Raw genomic sequence first — 22,165 nt, 5'->3', positions numbered from 1 at the left:
GGCCGCATGTCTGCTTCGCCGAAACTGCTCAAGCCTTTCTCCGCCATCATCTTCGACATGGACGGGACACTCCTCGACACCGAAATGGTGTTCAGGGAAATCCTGTGGAGCGTGAGCACCGACCTCGGCTTCGAGATGACCGACCTGGTGCATCACTCGATCGTGGGCTCGAGCCACGAGACGACCAACCGCATCCTCGTCGAGGCCTATGGCGTCAGTTTCCCCTATACGCTGTTCGACGAGAAGTGCCGCACGCTGATGAAGGCGCGCATGGCGGAAGCCGTTCCGGTCAAGACCGGCGTCTTCGAGATCCTCGCCGAGATCAAGGCCCGCCGCATTCCGGTCGCGGTCGCGACTTCGTCGCGCTCGCAGCACGCGTTCGGGCATCTGGGCCACGCCGGCATCCTCGAGGACTTCCAGGCGGTGGTGACGCGTGACGACGTCACCAACCCCAAGCCGCACCCCGAGCCTTACCTCAAGGCGGCCAAGCTCCTCGGCGTCGCGCCCGAGCACTGCATCGCGGTCGAGGATTCGCACACCGGCGTGCGGGCGGCGCATGCGGCGGGCCTCCAGACCATCATGGTGCCCGACATCGTCGCTCCGTCCGACGAGATCAGCGCCCTCTGCGCCGCTGTGATGAACAGTCTCCACGACCTCAGGCACGCGGCGTTCAGCGCCAGCTGACGACCGACTCAATCGCCCCCGGAATCGGCCGCCGTCGCCCCCTGTAAAACGGGGGCGCGGCGCTGTGTCGTTCCTGCAACGATTCGGGTCGCTTAACTTTTATCTATTGCAGCAAGTGCCGCTTAGGCATGCGCAAAACTCATGAAAATCAGGGCTTTCATCGCCAATACCAAGGCATTAACCTCGTTTTAACAGCCTAACGTTCATGGTTAAGTAACTGTAAATTCTGGGTTCCATCATCGCCCGTGCTCGGCTAGCTTGCCGGTCAGGGTAACTAGACGAACTGCGCTGCCTGGGGGCGGCATCGGGGGAAGGTAGGCAGATTGCGAGCAGGGTCGTTCGCACCGTTGATGCGTGTCCTCACACACGCTCTGGCCATTGCGGCCGCAGCATTCGTGCTGCAGGTGACCCTTGCCCCCGTGTCTGCCCAGGAACTCTCCGCTGAGGTCGTTCCCGCCGCCATCACCGATGGCGTGGCGCTGAAGCGCCAGGAATTCAACACCGCGACCCAGCCGCAGCTTACCAACGCCCTGCTCCAGGCCTATGTGGACCGCAAGCAGCAGCTCGACCAGTTCAAGGGTTTCGACGTTGAGACCCCGAAGGTGGAGCTGACCGAAGCCGTGCTGATGGGCTATATCGCCCGCCAGCAGAACCAGGCGCTCGACGCGATCGAGGCGGCCGACTTCTCCAATGGCCCGGCGCTCACCGCTGCGGTGCTCACCAACTACGCGCAGGACGGGTTCGTCCCGACCACCAAGCGCGTCAAGCTCGCCGATGGCGAGAAGCTCTGCCTTGCGCAGGCGATCTATCACGAGGCGCGCGGCGAGACCCGCGAGGGCCAGCTTGCCGTCGCCAACGTCATCATCAACCGCGCGATGAGCAAGCAGTATCCGTCGACCATCTGCGGCGTGGTGTTCCAGAACGCCGAGAAGGGCCGCTACAAGTGCCAGTTCACCTTCGCCTGCGACGGCCGCTCCGACATGGGGCGTGAGCGCACGGCATGGAACCGGTCGATGCAGTTGGCCGAGGACGCGTTCTACGAGTTCCAGCGCGGCGAACGCCCGGGCGTCGTGCCCAACTCGGTACTGTTCTACCACACCACTGCGGTAGCGCCGAAATGGTCCCACACCTTCAACCGCGTCGCCGCCATCGGCTCGCACGTGTTCTACTCGACGAACTAAGCTCTAGCGCCCTGCGGATGAATGGCCCCTGAACGGGGCCTTTTTCGTTTTTGGGGGCGACCGGCAGTGTGGTCGCTGGGTTGAACCGCGGCCTCATCTCGCAACGCGCTTGAATCCTATGGCCCTGAGCCGAGGCCGCACCATCCCTGGGTCCCCGGGTCAAGCCCGGGGATGACGGTGGAAGGATGGCCGGTGCGGTGCACGGGCACGGGCACGGCACGAGCATGGGCATGGGCATGGGCATGGGCATGGGCATGGGCCAGCGAGTTCCAGTTTCCCCAGCCGCGCAAGGAGAGGGCACTCGGAGGCGCCCCCCGCGGGCAGCGTTCAAGCAAGCAGAGGCCTTTATCCCCGGGCTTGACCCGGGGACCCATCCCTCCGCCGGCACGAACCTCGTGGCCTCGCTGCGGGTCGCGTCATCGCGTGAGTCCCTGGGGTCGAACCCTGGGACGTCGCTGGCAGAGAGGCCTGTTGAGCATACGGTACGCACAGCTGTCCCGGGCAGTCACAAAGCGCAATCCCCGCTTTCGCGGGGACTGTCCTGTTCCGGGTGATGTGGGGCGGCCCTACTCGGCCGCCACCTTCACGGCTTCGAACTTGCTGTAGTTCTTGGCGAACAGGTCCTGCAGCTTTGCGGCTGCAGCGTCGTAGGCGGTGACGTCGGCCCAGCCGGCGCGGGGGTCGAGGGCGCGGGGAGCGACGCCTTCGACGCGGAGGGGGACCTGCATGCCGAACAGCGGTTCGGTGCGGAGCTCGGCGCGCTCGAGTTCGCCCGAGAGCGCTGCGTCGAGCAGGCGGCGGGTGGTGGCGATGTCGATGCGCTTGCCCACGCCGTAGCCGCCGCCGGTCCAGCCGGTGTTGAGCAGGTAGATGCTGGCCCCGCTCTGGCTCAGCCGCTCCTCGAGCAGATGGCCGTAGACGGTCGGGTGCAGCGGCATGAAGGGGGCGCCGAAGCAGGCCGAGAAGGTCGCGACCGGCTCGGTGATGCCGCGTTCGGTGCCCGCGACCTTGGCGGTGTAGCCCGAGAGGAAGTGGTAGGCCGCCTGCTCGGGCGTCAGCCGCGCGATCGGCGGCAGCACGCCGAAGGCATCGGCGGTGAGGAAGACGACGGTCCTGGGCCTGCCGCCAACGCCGCCAGCCGCCACGGCGGGCAGCGTCTCGAGCGGATAGGCAGCGCGGGTGTTCTCGGTGAGCGAGATGTCGTCATAGAGCGGCACCAGTTGCTCATCGAGCCTCAGGTTCTCGAGCACCGTGCCGAAATGCTGCGTCGCAGCGTGGATCTGGGGCTCCGCCGTTGGGCTGAGCTTGACCGTCTTGGCGTAGCAGCCGCCTTCGAGGTTGAAGACGCCGTCGGTCGTCCAGCCGTGCTCGTCGTCGCCGATGAGCAGGCGTTCCGGGTCGTTCGACAGCGTCGTCTTGCCCGTACCCGAAAGCCCGAAGAACAAGGCCACGTCGCCATCCCTGCCGATATTGGCCGAGCAGTGCATCGGCATCGTCCCGGTAAGGGGGGCGTGGTAGTTGAACAGCGAGAAGACCGACTTCTTGATCTCGCCGGCATAGGCGGTGCCGCCGATCAGGACGAGCCTGCGCACCATGTCGAGCGCGATCACCGTCCCGGTGCGCGTGCCGTGCCGCTCGGGATTGGCCTCGAAGCTGGGCAGGTGGAGGATAGTGACGTCGGCGGCCGTCGCCTCCGGCGCATCCGGGCGGATCAGCAGGTTGCGGATGAACAGCGCATGCCAGGCCGTCTCGGTGAAGACGCTGACCTTCATCTGATGGCGCGGGTCGGCGCCGGCGATGAGATGCTGGCCATGCAGGGTGCGCTCGGCGGTTGCGGCGAGCATGTCGGCCAACAGCACGTCGAAGTGATCGGGCGAGATTGGCTGGTTGTTATCCCACCAGACCTGGCGCTCGGTCGTCGCATCGCGGACGATGAACTTGTCCTTGACCGAGCGGCCGGTATAGACGCCGGTCGTCACCGCAAGGGAACCACCCGCCGCGAGGCGTCCCTCCCCCTCGGCCAGCGCCGTTTCCACCAGTGTGGGTGGCAGTTCATCCCACCGAACGGTGGTGAGTTTGTCGATACGCGCTGCAAGTTGATCGTGAATTTCATGGCCCATGGCCGCTACTCCCGGTCTGGTACGACCACGAGTTAGGTCTCCTTGAAGGGTCCGGAACATCCCGGAATCCGGCTTAAGACAGAAGTCCTGCGACTTCGGTTGAGTGCGTCATGCTGGCAATTGGGGTCCGCACGCCTTATTTATGTGCAATTGTGGCACTCAAAGTCCGCCACAATTCGGATAGGCGAACAGTGTTCGCCGCACCGATACCTGGATGAAAGGGAGCTCAATGCCCAAGATCGCACTGGTGGACGACGACCGGAATATTCTGACCTCGGTGTCCCTGACACTCGAAGCAGAGGGTTATCAGGTCGCCACCTATACCGATGGGGCTTCGGGCCTGGAAGGACTGACCGCCGATCGGCCGGACCTCGCCATCCTCGATATCAAGATGCCCCGCATGGACGGCATGGAACTGCTGCGGCGGCTCCGCCAGAAATCCGACGTGCCGGTGATTTTCCTCACGTCGAAGGACGAGGAGATCGATGAGTTGTTCGGCCTCAAGATGGGCGCCGACGACTTCATCACCAAGCCGTTCAGCCAGCGCCTGCTGGTGGAGCGCGTGAAATCGGTACTGCGCCGCGCCGCCCCGCGCGACCCCTCCGCCGCGCCTGGCACCCCGGGCGTGGAAGCCCAGCCGAGCAAGGCCCTCATCGAACGCGGGGCGCTCGTCATGGACGAGGAGCGCCATACCTGCACGTGGAAGGGGCAGCGCGTCACCCTGACGGTGACCGAGTTCCTGATCCTGCAGGCGCTCGCGCTCCGGCCCGGCGTCGTCAAGTCGCGCAACGCGCTGATGGACGCGGCCTATGACGACCAGGTGTATGTCGACGACCGCACCATCGACAGCCACATCAAGCGCCTGCGCAAGAAGTTCAAGGCGGTTGACGACGACTTCGAGATGATCGAGACCCTGTACGGCGTCGGCTACCGCTTCAAGGAGCAGTAAGAGACAATTGGCCGTTACCGAGGAGGATCTGACGGGTCGCAAGCCCGCGTCCGCGCAGGGCCGCGCCATGTCGAAGCTCAACCGGATCGCCGGGGCGGTCGGCCATGCCGTGCTGACCGGCATCCGGCAGGTGCGGCGCTTGCTCGCGCTGACGATCTTTTCGAGTCTGGCGCGCCGCATCATCGTGCTCAACCTCGCCGGCCTCGCCGTGCTGGTGGTGGGCATCCTGTTCCTCAACCAGTGGCGGACCGGCCTCATCGAGGCGCGCGTGCAGAGCCTGCGCGTGCAGGGCGAGATCATCGCCGCAGCCATCGCCGCCTCGGCCACGGTGGACAGTGACGTCATCACGGTGAACCCAGACCGCCTGATCGAGTTGCAGGGCAGCCAGCCGGTTTCCCCGCTCAGCTTCTTCGACCCCAGCCTCGAGTTCCCGATCAACCCCGAACGCGTCGCGCCGCTGTTGCGCAACCTCGTGACGCCGACGCGCACCCGGGCCCGCATCTATGACGAGCAGGGACTGCTCATCCTCGACAGCGCCAACCTCTATGCGCGCGGCGAAGTCCTGAGGCAGATTACCAAGCCGCAGGAGAACGGCACCTTCTTCCTCCTCGACTGGTGGAACGCCTTCATGGACTGGCTGCCGGGCGACGATTACCCGCAATACCAGGAGTTCGGCGCCGACGAAGGCACGCGCTATCCCGAGGTCGCGGCCGCGCTCGGCGGCTCGGCCACGGCCATCGTGCGCGTCGACCAGAAGCACCAGCTCGTCGTCTCCGTGGCCGTGCCGATCCAGCGCGTGCGCGCCAATGTCGGCGTGCTGCTGCTTTCGACCCAGCCGGGCGACATCGACCAGATCGCGACGGCCGAACGCTGGAGCATCCTGCGCATCGCGCTGGTTGCGGCAGCGGTGACCACCATCCTGTCGCTGCTCCTCGCCGGCACCATCGCCGGGCCGCTGCGCCGACTCGCCAGCGCTGCCGAGAAAGTGCAGTCGACCGCCACCAGCCGCGCCGAAATCCCGGAGTTCCCGGAGCGTACCGATGAGGTCGGCCACCTTTCGAAGGCGCTGCGCTCGATGACCTCGGCGCTCTACAACCGCATCGAGGCGATCGAGCGCTTCGCTGCGGACGTGGCGCACGAGCTCAAGAACCCGCTGACGTCGCTCCGCTCGGCGGTGGAGACGCTGCCGCGGGCCAAGCGGGCCGAGGACCGCGAGCGGCTCAACGCCATCATCCAGCACGATGTGCGCCGCCTCGACCGGCTGATCTCCGACATCTCGAACGCCAGCCGGCTCGATGCCGAGCTCGCCCGGCAGAGCGCGGAGCGAATCGACATCGCCCAGCTCACCGACGCCATGGTGTCGATCCAGAAGGACGTGGCGGCCAAGCGCAACGTCGACGTGGTGCTCGAAAAGCATGTGAGCCGCTACTCGCCCATCGTCCTCGGCCATGACAGCCGCCTTGCCCAGGTGATCAACAACCTCATCGACAATGCGGTGTCCTTCTCGCCCGAGGGGGGCAAGGTGCAGGTGGTCGTCCGTACCGACGAGGACCACGCCATCATCACCGTCACCGACGAGGGACCGGGCATCCGCGGCGATGTCAGCCGCATCTTCCAGCGCTTCTATACCGACCGGCCGGATGGCGAGCATTTCGGCGACCATTCGGGCCTCGGCCTCGCCATCTCCAAGCAGATCGTCGAGGCGCATGGCGGCTCGATCAGCGCCGAGAATCGCAAGGACCGCAGCGGCGCCCGGTTCACGGTCAGGCTCCGCCGGGCCGCCGCCGAGAAACGCCGGTGAGCGAGAGGCACAATATCCACGCCACGGGGCTCGTGCTCGACGGGGTGGGCCTCATCCTCCGCGGCCCGCCAGGTTCTGGCAAATCGCTGATCGCGCTCGACCTCATCGACCACTGGGAGGACCGAGGCCTGCCGGCCCGGCTCGTCTCCGACGACCGCGTCGAGATCGCGGCCGAGGCGGGCGGCATCGTGATGTATCCGGCGCCCAACATCGCGGGGCTGGTCGAGCTGCGCGGCCGGGGGATCGTCAAGCGCCCCTATGTCGATAGCGCGCCGGTGCACCTCGTCATCGACCTCGTCGAGACGTTCGAGCGCATGCTCGAGGACCAAGAGCTGACCAGCGAACTGTTCGGCGTGACCGTGGCGCGCGCGCCGGTGCCGCGTGCCGGCGTCATCGATGCCCGCCACCAGCTGCTGCTGGTTCGCGAGGCCGTGCGGGCCCTCGGTTCACCAAGCCTGCAGGCGCGACAAAAAACCACTTGAATGAAGCTCCGCAAGGGGTGAGACTCCGGCTTCACCTAGGGCTGATGGCCCGGCCGGGACCTGCGGGACTGGGGATTTTCATGATCGGCATGGTTCTGGTGACGCACGGTGCGCTCGCCATCGAATTCAAGTCTGCCCTCGAACATGTCGTAGGACCTCAGGACCAGGTGGAAACAGTCGCCATCGGGCCCGATGACGACATGGAAGAGCGGCGCAACGACATCCTCAAATGCGTCGATGCCGCCAACCAGGGCCAGGGCGTGGTGATCCTTACCGACATGTTCGGCGGCACGCCCTCCAACCTCGCCATCTCCATCATGCAGCAGCGTGAGGTGGAGGTGATCGCCGGGGTGAACCTGCCCATGCTGGTCAAGCTCGCCCGCGTGCGCGCCGACCTTGAAATCAAGCAGGCGGTGAAGGAAGCTGCCGAGGCCGGGCGGAAGTACATCAACGTCGCCAGCGAGACGCTGGGGAGCTGACGCCGAGGTCGCCCCAATGGTGACGACTGGCGCCGCGGCTCGAGGACCGAACGTCCGGCCCCTTTTCAGCTGACTGAAAATCGAACTACACTTGCGAACATGGATACTACGGCAGGTTCGGACCGGGCACTCGCGCAGCAATTGACCATCGTCAATCGCAAGGGCCTGCACGCGCGCGCCTCGGCGCGGTTCGTGCGGACAGCCGAGTGCTTCGAGGCCGAGATCAAGGTCGTGCGCGACGGGCAGGCCGTGAACGGCAATTCGATCATGGGCCTGATGATGCTGGGCGCCGGGCCGGGCTCGACGATCCTCGTCCAGGCCACGGGCAAGCAGGCGCGCGAGGCGCTCGACGCCATCACGACGCTGGTCAACAACGGCTTCGACGAAGACAGCGACGGCGTGCCGGCCTAGCCGCCCTCCCTTCCACTACGGACTCACCCCATATTCGGAACGCTCGCCGGCACCGCGCCGTTGGATGGGTGTCGCGGAGACAGACATGCGCAGGACGCTCGGCATTCTCGGAGGATTGGCGCTCGGCGCGAGCCTCAGCCAGTTCCCCGAATATGCCCAGCAATACACCCAGCGCCTCGGCGGGGCGGTGGACGAGTTGCGCATCATCACCGCCGAGTTCGAGCAGGCGGCCGAGGAAGCGGGCCTCAGCATCGACCAGGCGATCGAGCGCTACTCCAGGACGGGCGATGCCTTCATTTCCGAGCGCGGCCAGTCGATGGCGCGCACCTTCGACCGCTACGAGGAGCTTTCGGCGACGCTCGCTGAGATCCGCGGGGCGAGCGGATGGGAGCGCTTCACCAAGATGCCGGAGTATTTCGATACCGAGATCGGCCGGCGCGCGCTCGCGGACTACAAGCCGGCGGTGCCGGTGACGGTCGAAGGGCTGAGCTATGCCGGTGCCGGTTTCGCGGTGGGTTATCTCGCCCTCTCCGCCATCATCGCCGTGCTGCTGCTCCCCTTCCAGCGCCGCAAGGTCCGCTACGTCGAGCGGTGAGGATATAAAGGTTTCTTTATGTCCCGGTTGCTAGCCTTTCCGCTGTTCAGTATAAGCCGGTCAACACGACCGACAGGAGACAGGGCCGATGGCCAGCAACAACGACTACGTGGTCACCGACATCGGCCTCGCCGACTACGGCCGCAAGGAAATCGGCATGGCCGAGATCGAGATGCCCGGGCTGATGGCGATCCGCGAGGAATATGCCGCGAAGCAGCCACTGAAGGGCGCCCGCATCGCCGGCTCGCTCCACATGACGATCCAGACCGCCGTGCTGATCGAGACGCTGAAGGCGCTTGGCGCCGACGTGCGCTGGGTCAGCTGCAACATCTTCTCGACCCAGGACCACGCCGCCGCGGCCATCGCCGCAGCCGGCATCTCGGTGTTCGCCAAGAAGGGCGAGACGCTGGAGGAGTACTGGGACTATACCGACCGCATGATGGACTGGCCGGGCGGCCAGACCCCCAACATGATCCTCGACGACGGCGGCGACGCCACCATGCTGGTGCTGACCGGCGCCAAGGCCGAGACCGACCCGTCCGTGCTGGACAATCCGCATTCCGAGGAAGAGGAAATCTTCTTCGCGCTGATCAAGAAGCGCCTCGCGCAGGACCCCAAGTTCTATTCGAAGATCCGCGCCAACATCCGCGGCGTCTCCGAGGAGACAACTACGGGCGTGATGCGGCTCTACCAGTTGCAGCAGAAGGGCGACCTGCCGTTCCCGGCGATCAACGTCAACGACAGCGTCACCAAGTCGAAGTTCGACAACAAGTACGGCACGCGTGAATCGCTGGTCGACGCCATCCGTCGCGGCACCGACGTGATGCTGGCCGGCAAGGTGGCGATCGTCTGCGGCTATGGCGACGTCGGCAAGGGCTCGGCACAGTCGCTGCGTGGCGCCGGCGCCCGCGTGCTGGTCACCGAAGTCGACCCGATCTGCGCCCTGCAGGCGGCCATGGACGGCTACGAGGTCGTGACCCTCGAGGATGCCGCCCACCGCGCGGACATCGTCGTCACCGCCACGGGGAACAAGGACGTCGTCACGCTCGACGACATCCGCAACCTCAAGGACATGGCGATCGTCTGCAACATCGGCCACTTCGACAACGAGATCCAGGTTGCCGAGCTCCGCAACTTCAAGTGGACCAACGTGAAGCCGCAGGTCGACATCGTCGAGATGCAGCCGGGCAAGCGCATCGTGCTCCTCTCCGAGGGCCGGCTCGTGAACCTCGGCAATGCCACCGGGCACCCGAGCTTCGTGATGAGCGCCTCTTTCGCCAACCAGACGCTGGCGCAGGTCGAGCTCTGGACCAATGGCGAGAAGCTGGAGAAGGCCGTGCACGTCCTCCCCAAGCACCTCGACGAGAAGGTCGCCCAGCTCCACCTCGCCAAGCTCGGCGCCAAGCTAACCAAGCTCAACAAGGCGCAGGCCGACTATATCGGGGTAAGCCCGGAAGGCCCGTTCAAGTCGGAACAGTACCGCTACTGATCGCGACGACTGCTGCGAATTGTGAAGGGCGCTCCATGGGGCGCCCTTCTTGCATTCAGGGCTGAGTGTACGGGCCGGTGTCCGCCCCCTTCTGAGCCCTCGACGTCCTGTTCCAACCCTCCCACGACACCTCCGAGTGCGAGGCAAGGACGCTCAGCGTCGCGTCGAGAACGGACCGGCGACGGCGACGAACACCAAGGCACCGGCAAGCAGCACGAACGCCACCCCAAGGCTCGACTGCTGGGCCACAAAGCCGATGGCGGCGGGGCCGACAAGGATGCCGGCATAGCCGAGCGTCGTGATGGCGGCGATAGCCAGGCTGGGCGGCATGCTCGTCTGTCGTCCCGCGGCGGTGAACAGGACCGGCACGATGTTGGAGGCGCCGAGACCGACGAGGCCGAAGCCGACAAGCGCCAGCATCGAGTTAGGGGCAAGAACTGCGAGGAGGAACCCGGCTGCGCCCAGGAGGCCGCCGACGATCATGATCTTCGTGCCGCCCAGGTGCCTGACAATCCAGTCCCCGCTCAGCCGACCGGCCGTCATGGCGATCGCAAACATCGTGTAGCCGAGGCCGGCCTGGGCCGGATCGGCGCCGTGCGCCGAGATCATGAACAGCGCGCTCCAGTCGAGAATGGCGCCCTCGCCGAGGAAGACGAGAAAGCACAACACGCCAATGAAGATGACGATGCCCTTGGGGAGCACGAACAGTGGCGTCGTCCCGGCGTCCTTGTTGCCGTAGGGCAGAAGGCCGGTGAACGAAACGAGCAGCAGGCCGACCAGCATCGCACTCACGATCAGCGTCGCCGGCAGCGGCTCGAGGCCGGCCCCGAGCAGCAGGCTGACGCCGCCCGCGCCTACGATGCCGCCCAGGCTGAACAGCCCGTGGAAGCCGCTCATCATGCTGCGGCCGCTATCCTTCTCGACCATCACCGCCTGGATGTTCATGGCCACGTCCACCGTACCGACGCTGGCGCCGAACAGGGCCAGCGCGACGGCCAGTTCCAGCACGGAACCGGCGAGCGCGAGGAACGGCAGGACGAGCGCAACCACGATCGAGCCGGCGACAATCACCAGCCGGCAGCCGAAGCGGCTCGCGAGGATGCCCGTCACCGGCATGGCAACGATCGAGCCCAGGCCAAGGCACAGCAGCAACAGGCCGAACGGGCCGTCGTCGACACCGAGGCGCGTCTTGGCAAACGGCACCAGCGGTGCCCAGGCCGCCATGGCAAGCCCAGCCACGAGAAACACGGCCCGGGTCGCCATCTGCTCGCGCTTGCCGGTTAGCGCGTGCGTCTCGATTGGGGAGGTGAGTGTGGTCAATTGGAGATCCAGTCACAGGAGCCCGGGGAACCGGGCTGGTCACCGGGGTCCCAAAGGCAGGTGCGCGTTTGTGCATGTTCTGCTATCAGTTCAATCAGAACGCGCAATATCGTGCAAGTCAGGTTTGCCCATGCTTACGGAAGAACGCCACGACCACATCCGCCGCAAGCTTGCGGCAGAAGGCAAGGTGGTGGCTGCCGAGCTGGCGCTGGAGTTCGACATCTCCGAGGATACCGTTCGCCGCGACCTGAGGGAGTTGGCGAGGGTCGGGGAGTGCCGTCGCGTCTATGGTGGAGCCTTGTCGCCGGCGCCGGACCTCGGGTCGATCGCACAACGCCAGGGCGCCTTGGTCGAGAGCAAGCTCAGCCTCGCCAGAGTGGTCGCAGGGCTCGTTGCGCCGGAACAGACGCTGTTCGTGGATGCAGGCTCCACCAACCTCGCCATCGCCCAGGCGCTGCCGCGCGACCTCGCGATCACGGTGGTGACCAACGCGCCGGCCGTCGCAACCGCACTGGCCGATCACCCAAACTGCCGGACGATGGTTATCGGAGGCCAGTTCAACTCGGACAAAGGTGCCTGCCTCGGCAGTCACGCACTGCGCGACATCCAGCGTGTCCGCGCCGACCTGCTGATTCTGGGGACGTGCGGTGTCGACCCGCGTGTGGGCGTGTCGGCGCTCGACGCCGAGGAGGCGGAGATCAAGCGCGCCATGGTCGAGCAGAGCCGGCAGCTCGTCGTGCCTGCCACGGCCGACAAGATCGGCACCACAGCTCCGTTTGACGTTGCCGACACCAGTCGCATCGACCATCTCGTGGTCACAAAGGATGCCGACGCCGTAACGATCGACACCTTCCGCGCTCTGGGTGTGACCGTTCACGTGGCGCCCTAGACCTGCTTCCGCGACGCAGACGGTGCTCTGACGCCAGGCGGAAAGGTGTACATCACCCACCACCCCCAAAATAATCCGGGCAAATCACTCGGGCGTTAACGAAGCGTTCACCGTTCGGTCTCGGGTCAACACCCATTCTGGGGGCATTCCCCGCTGTTCACATACAATTAGACTCTTTTTGCGCGATTCCCCGCCCGGTAATGTCGGGTGATTCGGCGGTTACGGGTTTTGACCGGCCGGACACGCGGCAGCTCGTGGGGGCTCGGCGCGGCATCTAGTGCGGTGTATCGCCGGCCATCATGGCGGCGAGAGCAGCAATTTCTGGTTAGGGGCAGTATATGGCGCCGGATAGGGTCCGGAACGATTGGGGATTCGCGGGTTGCGGAGCGAGTCTCGTCACCCTGTTGAGCGCGTCGCCCGCCCTCGCCCAAGGCATCACCATCGGCAACGTCATGGGGGCCGCGCCGGTCGCCATCGCGCTGGGGGCCGGGGCCTTTGCACTCATCGCCGTGGCACTCGTTCGCCGCATCATCCAGGACAATCGCACCGCCCAGCAACGCTCGTCGGCGCAGGTCGCGGGCCTAAGGGCCCGACTCGACGAATATGAAGCGCTGCTGTCGGGCAGTCGCGAGATCATCGTCATGTGGACCAACGAAGGCGAAGGTCCGCGCTTCCTCGGCCAGACCTCGGCGCTCCTGCCGCAGGGCCGCCGCGCCGAAGCGGTGCTCGACTTCACCACGTGGCTGACGGAAACGGACGCCGACCGACTGGCCCGCGCCATCGAGAACCTGCGCGTCGGCGGCCGTGGCTTCGAATTGCCGCTCAAGGCCCTCGACGGGCGCACCATCCGCGCCTCAGGATCATTGCTGGGGAACGGCGCTGCCCTGCGCCTCCGCCCGTCCGGCACGCCTCCGGTGACCGACCCGGTTCCGGCCGAACTCGCCGCTACCGCCAGCCCGGCCACGGACTATGCGACCGCCCGCGCCGTGCTCGCGAGCCTGGGCAAACCCGCGTTCCTGCGCGACGGGACGGGCCGGCTGATCTTCGCCAATGCCGCCTATCACGACCTCGCCCGGGCGCTCGGGCGCCGGACCAGCGAGAGCCAGCCGGCCGAACTCGTCGATTTCGGCCTGCTGCAGCGCAACCGGGCGGCGCTGGGCGACCCGCGCAAGCCGCAGAGCACCGTGGTGACGCTGGGTGAGATCGGCGATTACGAGGTCGTCGATTTCCCGGTGAACGGAGGTACCGCCGGGTACCTTCATCCGCGCTCCACCGAAGCGCCACGCGATGCGGGCCTGCAGCACCTGTCGGCCATCATCGATGCGCTGGCGACGCCCATCGCGATCTTCAGTCCAAACCGCGAGCTGGTGCAGTTCAACCGCGCCTATCGCGAGCTGTGGGACCTCGATCCCAACTGGCTCAAGCTCGGTATGGACGAGCGCGCCATCCTCGACAAGCTCAGGACCGAGGGGAAGCTGCCCAACGATCCGGACTACCAGGGCTGGCGCAACCGGCACCTCACCTCCTACCAGCTGCGCGCTCCCAAGGAGCTCGACCCCTGGCACCTGCCCGACGGCCGCACCGTGCAGGTGATCGCCGCTCCCGCCGGACCCAAGGGCGGCGTGATCTATGTCTTCGAGGACATCACCGACCAGTTGAACCTCAAGAGCCAGCACCGGGCGGTGCTGGACGTGCAGCGCTCGACACTCAACGCGCTCACCGAGGGAGTGGCGGTGTTCGGCACCAATGGCCGGCTGACGCTATCCAACCCCAAGCTCTCGACGCTGTGGAAGCTGCCGGCGAACCTGCTCGCCGCCAATCCGCATATCGACCAGATCGCCGAGACCTCCGCGCAGGCCCTGCCCGAGGACGGCGCGCCGATCTGGCGCGACCTCAAGCGCTCGATCATCGACCTCAACCCGACCCGCTCGGACCGGCAGGGCCGCATCAACCGCGCCGATGGCAAGCTCATCGACTACGCCGTCGTCCGCCTGCCCGACGGGCAGACCATGATGACGTTCCTCGACGTTACCGAGAGCGCCAACTACCAGCGCGTGCTCAAGGAGCGGAACGAGGCGCTGATCACCGCCGACCGGCTGAAGGACGCGTTCGTGCAGAACGTTTCCTACGAGCTGCGCTCGCCGCTGACCAACATCATCGGCTTTGCGGACCTCCTCGCCTCGGGCGTCGCGGGCGAACTCAACGAGCGGCAGGCGAGCTATACCGGCTATATCCGCGCGGCGAGCGCGACGCTGGGCGTGCTCATCGACAACATCCTCGATCTCGCCACGGTGGATGCCGGCATCGCCGAGCTGCAGCCCGAGCCGCAGGACGTGGTCGCCCTGGTCGAGAAGGCCCGGGCCGGCCTCACGGCGACCTTCCCGGAGGTCGACGGCCAGCGGGCTCTCAACCTCAAGGTGGTGATCGAGCCGGACCTGCCGCCCTTCGTCGCGGACGGCGCCCGTATCGTCAACGTGCTCTACAACCTCCTGTCGAACGCGGCGCGCTTCTCCGAGCCGGGCGGCGAGGTTCGGTTGACCGTCTCGGGCCGCACGGGCCGCATCCAGTTCGTCATCGAGGACGAGGGTGCGCCGATGAGCGAGGAAATGCGCCAGGCGCTGCTCGATCGCAACGAGACGCTGGCCGGGTCGGCCCGTCAGCGCGGCGCCGGCCTCAGCCTTTCGATCGTGCGCGCCTTCGTGAACATGCATGGCGGCACGATCAGCGTGGAACGGCGGGAGCCGCGCGGCACGCGGGTGATCATCAGCCTGCCCAGCGACGCACACATGGCGGGTGCGGCAGAGTAGGACTTTGCGATGGCGGCCGGCTCGGCTAAGCGAGGAAGATGACCGAGACGCTCTTCCTCGCCGATGACGATGCCACCGCGGACCTCGGCCGCCGGATCGCTGCCGTGCTCCGGCCCGGTGACCTCGTCCTGCTCGAAGGCGACCTCGGGGCCGGCAAGACGGCGCTGGCCCGCACCATCGTTCGCACCCTCGTCGGTGACGAACGGCTCGATGTGCCCTCGCCCAGCTTTGCGCTCGTCCAGCCCTATGAGGCCAAAGGACATCCGGTGCTGCATGCAGATCTCTATCGGCTGACCAGCCCGCACGAGGTGGACGAGCTTGGCCTGTTCGACCGTACCGACGCCATCGTCCTCGTCGAGTGGCCGGAACGCTCCGACGAGGTTCGCCAGCAGGCGACGGCGCAGGTGATGCTCTCGGTGCCGCGCGGCGGCGCTGGCCGCAATGCCAGCGTCGCATTTGTCGACGGCCGCGGCTTCTAGGCGGCTGGACTTCACCGGCTGCACCGGATCAAATCGGGAACCATGCGCCGCGACTCGCTCTTTTCCATCGCGCCTCACGCGCCCTTTCTCGCGACGCTCGCCGAGCGCGTGCTCGATGGCACGTTGCTGGGCGGCTGGCCGCGCGTGGGCGCGTTCTGGCTGAGCGACGTCACCATCATCCTCCCTACGCGACGGGCCCGGCTTGCGCTCGCCGACGCGTTCGCGCGCCGGCTCGGCGGAGCGGCGCTCTTGCCCGATATCCGCACTTTCGGCGGCGAGGTGGCGGACGAGGAGCCATTCCTGCCGCCGTTCGATGCGCCGGCGATCAGGCCTGCCGTGTCGCTGCTCGAGCGCCGCCTGACGCTGTCGCACCTGGTGCGGGCCTTTGCCGAGCGGGCCGAGAGCTTCGCTACCCCGCCCAACGCGGCCGAAGTGTTCTGGCTCGCCGACTCGCTGGGCGAGCTGATCGACGATCTCACCATCGAGGGGATCGATCCGCGCCAGTTGGCGGAACTGGTGCCGGCCGAGCTTGCCGAGAACTGGCAGAAGATCCTTGAATTCCTCGACGTTGCGCTCAAGGCCTGGCCGGCGATCCTTGCCGAGCGCGGGCAGATCGATGCGGCGGCTGCGCGCAACGAGCGCCTGTTGAAGCAGGCGGCTACGGCACCGTTCGTCTACGGCGAGCGGCCGGTCATCGCCGCCGGTTCGACCGGATCGATCCCGGCCACTGCCGAGCTGCTCAAGGCCGTGGCGGGGCTCGAGCGCGGCGTGCTGGTATTGCCCGGGCTCGATACCTCGCTCAGCCCGCAGCAGCACGAGTTGCTGATCGGCGGGGAGACGACGCACGGTCACCCGCAATTCGGCCTGATGAAGCTGCTCCGCACGCTTGGCGCCGGCCCCGGCGAGGTCGTGGAGCTCGGTGGCGAGCATCCTCGCACGGCTCTCGTCCGCGCCGCGCTGGCGCCGGCGGCGGAGACCGCGGCCTGGGCCGAGTGGCGGCCGCAGGTGCCGGTATCGTCGGCGCTCGAGGGTGTCGCGGTGCTTGCGGCGCAGAACGCCGATCTCGAGGCCCGCGCCATCGCCCTTGCGGCGCGATCGGCGCTCGCCGGCGGCCGGACGGTGGGCATCATTTCGCGCGACCAGACGCTGGGGCGACGGATCGCCGCCGAGCTCAATCGGCACGGGATCGAGGTCGACGACGCAGCGGGCACGCCGCTCTATCAATCGGCGGCAGGGCGGCTGGCGCGGCAGGTGCTCGCTGTCGCCGACGGGAACTACGCGCCGGTGGATACGGTGGCGCTGCTGCGCAACGGTGCCGTGGGGCTGGAACTCGAGCGCTTCGAGGTCCGCAAGCTTGCCGACCACCTCGACCTGCGGCTGAGGTCGGACCGTCCGCTGCCGGGTGTCGCCGGGCTCAAGGCGCTGAGCGATCGCACCGAATTGCACGACCTGCTCGACCGCCTCGCGACCGCCATGGCGCCGGTGGTGGCACTGGCCGAGCGCGCCCAGATCCGGGCGCCGGAGCTGGGCGCGGCGCTGCTCGCGACGATGGACGCGCTCACCAGTGGGGAGGAACTGCCCGGGATGGCGGAGTTCCGGCGCTGGGCTGAGGAACTTGCCGCCATGGGCCAGGCGGGCACGGCCTTCGCGCCGCGCGACCTCGATGCGATCCTCGCGGCGCTCGTCACCGGCCTCACCGTGCAGAACACCGCGCCGGTGCGCGACGATATCCACATCTGGGGCGAGCTCGAAGCGCGCCTGATGAACCCCGACCTGATGATCCTCGCGGGGGTCAACGAGGATGTGTGGCCCGCCGTCGCAGATCCAGGCCCTTGGCTCAGCCGCGGCATGCGGATGGGGGTCGGGCTCGAGCCACCCGAACGCAAGCAGGGCCAGGCCGCGCATGACTTCGCCATGGCGATGGGCAATGCCGACGTGATTGTCGCCTATGCCGAGCGGATCGGCACCTCCCCCGCGCTGCCCTCGCCGCTGCTGCAGCGCATCGATGCCTTTGTCGGGGAAGCCGAGGCCAAGGCGCTGCGCCGGCGCGGCGCGCACTGGCTGCACCAGGCGGAGGCCATCGACTATGCCGGCATCCCGAAGCCGGCGCAGCGGCCGGCGCCAAACCCGCCGGTCAACGTACGACCGCGCCGGCTGTCGATCACCGAGGTCGAGCCGCTGATGCGCTCGCCCTACGACATCTACGCCAAGCACGTCCTCAAGCTGAAGCGGATCGAGCCGCTCGGCACCGATCCGAGTGCGCGCGAGCGCGGCACGATGATCCACGAGGTGTTCGAGCGCTTCGTCGCCGAGGGGCATGCGTTCGACGCGCGCGACGCGCTGCCCACCATGATGGCGATGGCGCAGGACGCGTTCGCCGGACTCGATGCCATCAAGGAACGCCGCGACATCTGGCTCAAGCGCTTCGAGCGGGCGGCCCTGCAGTTCCTCGATTACGAGCGCCGCCGCGACCACGAGATCGCGGAGCGCACGGCCGAGAAGAAAGGCGAATGGCACATGCCCGGCCTCGATGGGTTCGTGCTCGTCGGCAAGGCCGACCGGCTCGATCTGAGGCGCGACGGCACGCTCGAGATCATCGACTTCAAGACCGGCGGGGTGCCGGCGCCCAAGGAGATGACGGCGTTCGATGCGCCGCAGCTGCTGCTCGAGGCGGCCATGGCGAAGGCCGGGGCCTTCCCCGACCTGCCCAGCCGGGACAGCTCGGCGCTGACCTACATCAAGATCGGCCTCGGTCCGGCTGCCTTCCAGCTCAAGCCCTTCAAGCTGAGCAAGGGCATGAGCCTGATGGCGGCCGTCGACGAGATCGTGCGGCGGACGCAGGGGCACATCGATGCCTTCCTGATCCGCGACGGGCTGCCGATGGCGGCACGCATCCGGCCCAAGGTGGAGACCGGCCGCAAGTCCTGGCCCGGCGACTACGATCATCTCGCCCGCACCGACGAGTGGACCCTGACGTCGGGAGTTGACGATCCATGAGCCGGCGCCTCCGCAACCCCATGCCCGACGCCATCGTGGTGCGTCAGCGCGACGCCTCGGACCCCGAACGCTCGGTCTGGGTGACGGCCAATGCAGGCTCGGGCAAGACCTATGTGCTCACCGCCCGGGTGCTGCGCCTGCTGCTGAGCGGCGCGCGGCCCGAGGAAATCCTCTGCCTCACCTACACCAAGGCAGCGGCCGCCGAGATGCGCGGCCGCGTGGCCGAGCGGCTGGGCAAATGGGCGCTGGCGAGCGACGAGGACCTGGTCCGCGACCTCACGTCGCTGAGCGGCGCGCCGCCGACGCCGGCGATGCGCCTCAGGGCGCGATCGCTGTTTGCCCGCGCGCTAGAAGCGCCGGGGGGCCTGCGCATCCAGACCATCCACGCCTTCTGCGAGAGCGTGCTGCACCGCTTCCCGCGCGAGGCGGCCGTGCCCTTCGACTTCAGCGTGCTGGAGCAGCATGAGCGCGACGCGATGCTGCTCGAGGCGCGCGAGACGGTGATCGCGGCGGGCCTGCGCGGCAGCGGCGAGGCGGGGGCGGTCGAGACGCTGTTCGGCCTCCTCAGCGACTTTTCGATCGAGCAGTCGATCCTCGAAGCACTCAACCAGCAGCGGACGCTGCGGCGCGTCCTCGCGCGCCCGGACGCGGCGCGGCGCGAACTGCGCAAGCTCGTCGGCAATGTCGGCTCGATCGACGAGGTCATGGAGGAGATCGCCTCGGGCTACGGGCTGAGCCGGGCCGACCACGACGAGATCTTCCGGCTGGTCCGACCCGATCCCAATGGGACCGATTTCGTCGACCGGCTCGGCCAGATCGATCCGGACCGGCCCGACGCAGGCGACCTGCTCGACACCTTCCTTACCCAGGCGGACCGCACGGCGCGGAAGACGCTCATCAAGAAGGCGACTGCGGCGCTCATTCCGGACGTTGCGGCGCGCGTCGTCGCCGAAGGTGCGCGGCTCGAGCAGCTGAACCAGAAGCTGGTCGCGGCCGAACTGATCGCGCGCAGCGAGGCGATGCTGGCGATCGTCGCCGCCATCTCGGCCCATTACGAGCGGGCCAAGCGCGCCCGCTCACTGCTAGATTTCGACGACCTGATCGAAAAGCTCGCCGCGCTGCTGAAGGACGAGGCGCTGGGCCAGTGGGTCCGCTACAAGCTCGATGCCGGCATCAGCCACATCCTCGTCGACGAGGGGCAGGACACCAACCCGCAGCAATGGGAGGTGATTGGCGCGCTGGTCGACGACTTCTTCTTCGGCGAGAGCGCGGCGGACCGGCCGCGGACGCTGTTCGCTGTGGGCGACCAGAAGCAATCGATCTTCTCGTTCCAGGGCGCGGACCCCGAAGTGTTCGTCGATGCCGGACGCAAGTATGCGTTCAGCGCCAAGGCGGCGCATTTCGAGATCACGCAGGTGCCGCTGCGGTACAGCTTCCGCACGCTGCCGAACGTGCTCAAGGCGGTGGACGAGGTGTTCCGCCGTCCCGACCTCAAGGCCGGTGCGCTCGAAGACGACGGCATGCTGCACGACACGGCGCGGGCCGAGGGCGGGGGCACAGTGACGCTGTGGCCGCCGATCAAGGACCAGGCCGAGGACGCAGACCCCGACAACTGGCCGACGGTGCCGCCGCTTGTCGCCACCCAGAGCGCGCAGCGGCTCACCGCCGAGCGCATCGCGCGCGAAATCCGGCAGTGGATCGTCGAGAAGCGCCCGCTCGGGCCGCGCGGGCGGCCGGTGCGGGCCGACGACGTGCTGATCCTCGTCCAGGTGCGCAGCGTCCTCTTCCACGAGATCATCCGCGCCCTGATCGGCGCCGGCATCCCGACCCCCGGCGCGGACCGGCTGGCGGTCACCACGCATATCGGCGTGCTCGACATGATGGCGCTGGGCGACGTGCTCAGCAATCCCGCCGACGACCTGCAGCTCGCGGCGCTGCTGCGCTCACCGCTGTTCGATGTAAGCGAGGAGGACCTTCTCGCCGTGGCGCAGCCGCGTAGCGACAAGGAACGGCTGTGGTGGGCGCTCGAAAAGTCCGACATCAGGTCGGTGCGGGCGGCCTACGAGCAGCTGAAGACATGGCGCAGCCGGCTCGATTTCGACCGGCCGTTCAACTTCTATGCCGACGTGCTCTATGCCGGGGGCGGCCTCAGGCGGATGCGCGGCCGCTTCGGCAGCGAGATCGACGATGTGATGGCCGAGTTCCTCGACCTCGCACTCCAGCACGAGCAATCGCCGCAGCCGTCGCTGCTCGGCTTCCTTGCGGAACTGCGGTCGCGCGAGGTGACGATCAAGCGCGAACTCGCCGAGGCAGGTGCGGGCGTGCGGGTGATGACCGTCCACGGCGCCAAGGGGCTCGAAGCCCCCATCGTCATCCTCGCCGACGCGGCCACCACCGAGCGGGGGCGCGACCGGCGCAGCGTCTACCTGCGGGCCGAGCCGCCGCTCTTCATCCATGCCTCGTCCAAGGACTCGCATGTGCCCGAGACGATGGAGCACAAGGAGCAGACGGACGAGGACCAGCAGCGCGAATATTGGCGCAAGCTCTATGTCGCGATGACGCGGGCCGAGGACGAGCTTTATGTCACCGGCTACCTCACCAAGCAGGGCAAGGTCGACGGCAGCTGGTACGAGGCGATCGAACAGGGGCTTGCGCCGCTGAGCGAGACGGTGGCCGACGCCGACGGCAAGCCGGTGGCGCTGGTCTACCCCAGCGACCGGCCCGCACCGGAACCCGCCAGAAGCGACGAGGCCCGAGGCACCGGTCCGGGGGCCGAGCTCGTGCTGCCGCCGCTCGCTCCACACCGGCCCCGGCGCGTGCTGCGGCCGTCATCGCTCGAATCGTCGGCCGCGCCCGAGAAGGCGCTCGCGACCCGACTCGAGGAGGGACTCGATCCCGAGACGGCGCGCAAATCGGGCACGGCGCTCCATGCCCTGCTGCAGCACCTCGCCAAAGTCGCGCCTGCCGACCGCAAGGCGGTGGCCGACCGGGCGCTCATGACGCTCCTGCCCGATGCACCGGCCCAGCACGAGCCATTGGCCACAAAGGCCATCTCGATCCTGTCGCGCCCCGAGCTTGCCCACCTGTTCGGTCCGAACAGCCGGGCAGAGGTGCCGTTCCTTGCGCGTGCGATACGCAATGGCGAACCGGTGACCATTGCCGGGCGGATCGATCGGTTAATCGAAACCGAGAACGAGATCCTTCTTGTGGACTTCAAGTCCGACGCCAACCCGGTGCTGGAACCGCAAGCGATCAGAGGAGCTTACCTTTCGCAGCTGGCGGTCTATGCGTTCGTTGCAAGCCAGCTTTTCCCCGGTCGTACGGTTAATGCGGCCATCCTCTGGACTAGCTTGGAATCGCTGGTAAAATTGCCGACGGCTGCTTTGGCGGACGCGGTCGGGGGCTTCACCGTCCAGTGACCCTCATTGAACGGGTACTGGACTCTACCTAGCTTTTGGATCAAACAGACCGCCGCTTTCAAC

Annotated in this window: 16 protein-coding genes; 14 read left to right on the top strand and 2 right to left on the bottom strand. The window is 67.3% G+C overall.

Going from position 1 to position 22,165, the window contains the following annotated elements:
- The first annotated feature begins 6 nt into the window (after positions 1-6).
- Together PRN20_RS04240 and PRN20_RS04235 are read left to right on the top strand one after the other, a co-directional pair.
- The gene (locus PRN20_RS04240) at positions 7-684 is read left to right on the top strand and encodes an HAD family hydrolase (RefSeq protein ID WP_273955808.1); all 678 of its coding nucleotides are present in this window, start codon (positions 7-9) and stop codon (positions 682-684) included.
- A 350-nt stretch (positions 685-1,034) separates the two neighbouring features.
- Complete coding sequence (locus PRN20_RS04235) at positions 1,035-1,865, top strand: cell wall hydrolase (protein ID WP_273955807.1); 831 nt, start codon at positions 1,035-1,037, stop codon at positions 1,863-1,865.
- 566 nt (positions 1,866-2,431) lie between these two features.
- Here PRN20_RS04235 and pckA read toward each other — a convergent pair.
- Positions 2,432-3,985, bottom strand: coding sequence for a phosphoenolpyruvate carboxykinase (ATP) (gene pckA / locus PRN20_RS04230; RefSeq protein ID WP_273955806.1), 1,554 nt, complete (start codon positions 3,983-3,985; stop codon positions 2,432-2,434).
- Positions 3,986-4,214: 229 nt separating this feature from the next.
- Between pckA and PRN20_RS04225 the strand changes: the two genes are divergently transcribed.
- From PRN20_RS04225 to ahcY, 7 genes are all read left to right on the top strand, one after another.
- Positions 4,215-4,934, top strand: a complete 720-nt coding sequence (locus PRN20_RS04225; RefSeq protein WP_273955805.1) for a response regulator transcription factor — start codon at positions 4,215-4,217, stop codon at positions 4,932-4,934.
- Positions 4,935-5,001: 67 nt separating this feature from the next.
- Positions 5,002-6,735: a sensor histidine kinase gene (locus tag PRN20_RS04220; RefSeq protein WP_273956774.1), complete on the top strand. Its 1,734-nt coding sequence runs from the start codon at positions 5,002-5,004 to the stop codon at positions 6,733-6,735.
- Positions 6,732-7,217 (top strand): HPr kinase/phosphorylase, encoded by a 486-nt coding sequence (locus PRN20_RS04215; RefSeq protein WP_273955804.1) that lies wholly within the window; start codon positions 6,732-6,734, stop codon positions 7,215-7,217. Before PRN20_RS04220 ends, PRN20_RS04215 begins: the two co-directional genes overlap by 4 nt.
- An 80-nt stretch (positions 7,218-7,297) precedes the next feature.
- Complete coding sequence (locus tag PRN20_RS04210) at positions 7,298-7,696, top strand: PTS sugar transporter subunit IIA (RefSeq protein WP_273955803.1); 399 nt, start codon at positions 7,298-7,300, stop codon at positions 7,694-7,696.
- A gap of 99 nt (positions 7,697-7,795) precedes the next feature.
- Positions 7,796-8,107 carry an HPr family phosphocarrier protein gene (locus PRN20_RS04205; protein ID WP_273955802.1) on the top strand — a complete coding sequence of 104 codons (312 nt, stop codon included), beginning with the start codon at positions 7,796-7,798 and terminating at the stop codon, positions 8,105-8,107.
- An 85-nt stretch (positions 8,108-8,192) separates the two neighbouring features.
- Positions 8,193-8,702 carry a DUF2937 family protein gene (locus tag PRN20_RS04200; protein WP_273955801.1) on the top strand — a complete coding sequence of 170 codons (510 nt, stop codon included), beginning with the start codon at positions 8,193-8,195 and terminating at the stop codon, positions 8,700-8,702.
- An 88-nt stretch (positions 8,703-8,790) separates the two neighbouring features.
- Positions 8,791-10,191: an adenosylhomocysteinase gene (gene ahcY / locus PRN20_RS04195; RefSeq protein ID WP_273955800.1), complete on the top strand. Its 1,401-nt coding sequence runs from the start codon at positions 8,791-8,793 to the stop codon at positions 10,189-10,191.
- Positions 10,192-10,344: 153 nt separating this feature from the next.
- Here the strand turns inward: ahcY and PRN20_RS04190 are convergent, their stop codons facing one another.
- Positions 10,345-11,511 carry an MFS transporter gene (locus PRN20_RS04190; protein ID WP_273955799.1) on the bottom strand — a complete coding sequence of 389 codons (1,167 nt, stop codon included), beginning with the start codon at positions 11,509-11,511 and terminating at the stop codon, positions 10,345-10,347.
- A gap of 130 nt (positions 11,512-11,641) precedes the next feature.
- On the opposite strand from PRN20_RS04190, the gene PRN20_RS04185 reads away from it, so the two are divergent.
- The 5 genes from PRN20_RS04185 to addA all read left to right on the top strand — a co-directional run bounded on the left by PRN20_RS04185 (position 11,642) and on the right by addA (position 22,102).
- Positions 11,642-12,400 (top strand): DeoR/GlpR family DNA-binding transcription regulator, encoded by a 759-nt coding sequence (locus PRN20_RS04185; protein ID WP_273955798.1) that lies wholly within the window; start codon positions 11,642-11,644, stop codon positions 12,398-12,400.
- A gap of 404 nt (positions 12,401-12,804) precedes the next feature.
- Positions 12,805-15,207 (top strand): sensor histidine kinase, encoded by a 2,403-nt coding sequence (locus PRN20_RS04180; protein WP_273955797.1) that lies wholly within the window; start codon positions 12,805-12,807, stop codon positions 15,205-15,207.
- 38 nt (positions 15,208-15,245) lie between these two features.
- Positions 15,246-15,686 carry a tRNA (adenosine(37)-N6)-threonylcarbamoyltransferase complex ATPase subunit type 1 TsaE gene (gene tsaE / locus PRN20_RS04175; protein ID WP_273955796.1) on the top strand — a complete coding sequence of 147 codons (441 nt, stop codon included), beginning with the start codon at positions 15,246-15,248 and terminating at the stop codon, positions 15,684-15,686.
- 42 nt (positions 15,687-15,728) lie between these two features.
- Positions 15,729-18,683 (top strand): double-strand break repair protein AddB, encoded by a 2,955-nt coding sequence (gene addB / locus PRN20_RS04170; protein ID WP_273955795.1) that lies wholly within the window; start codon positions 15,729-15,731, stop codon positions 18,681-18,683.
- Entirely contained in the window at positions 18,680-22,102 is a 3,423-nt protein-coding gene (gene addA, locus PRN20_RS04165) for a double-strand break repair helicase AddA (RefSeq protein ID WP_273955794.1), read from the top strand. Before addB ends, addA begins: the two co-directional genes overlap by 4 nt.
- Positions 22,103-22,165: the final 63 nt, after the last annotated feature.

The sequence above is a fragment of the Devosia sp. ZB163 genome, assembly GCF_028613635.1.
Lineage (GTDB): Bacteria > Pseudomonadota > Alphaproteobacteria > Rhizobiales > Devosiaceae > Devosia_A.
The sequence above is the reverse complement of the archived record's forward strand: the minus strand, read 5'-3'. Positions and strand labels throughout refer to the sequence as shown.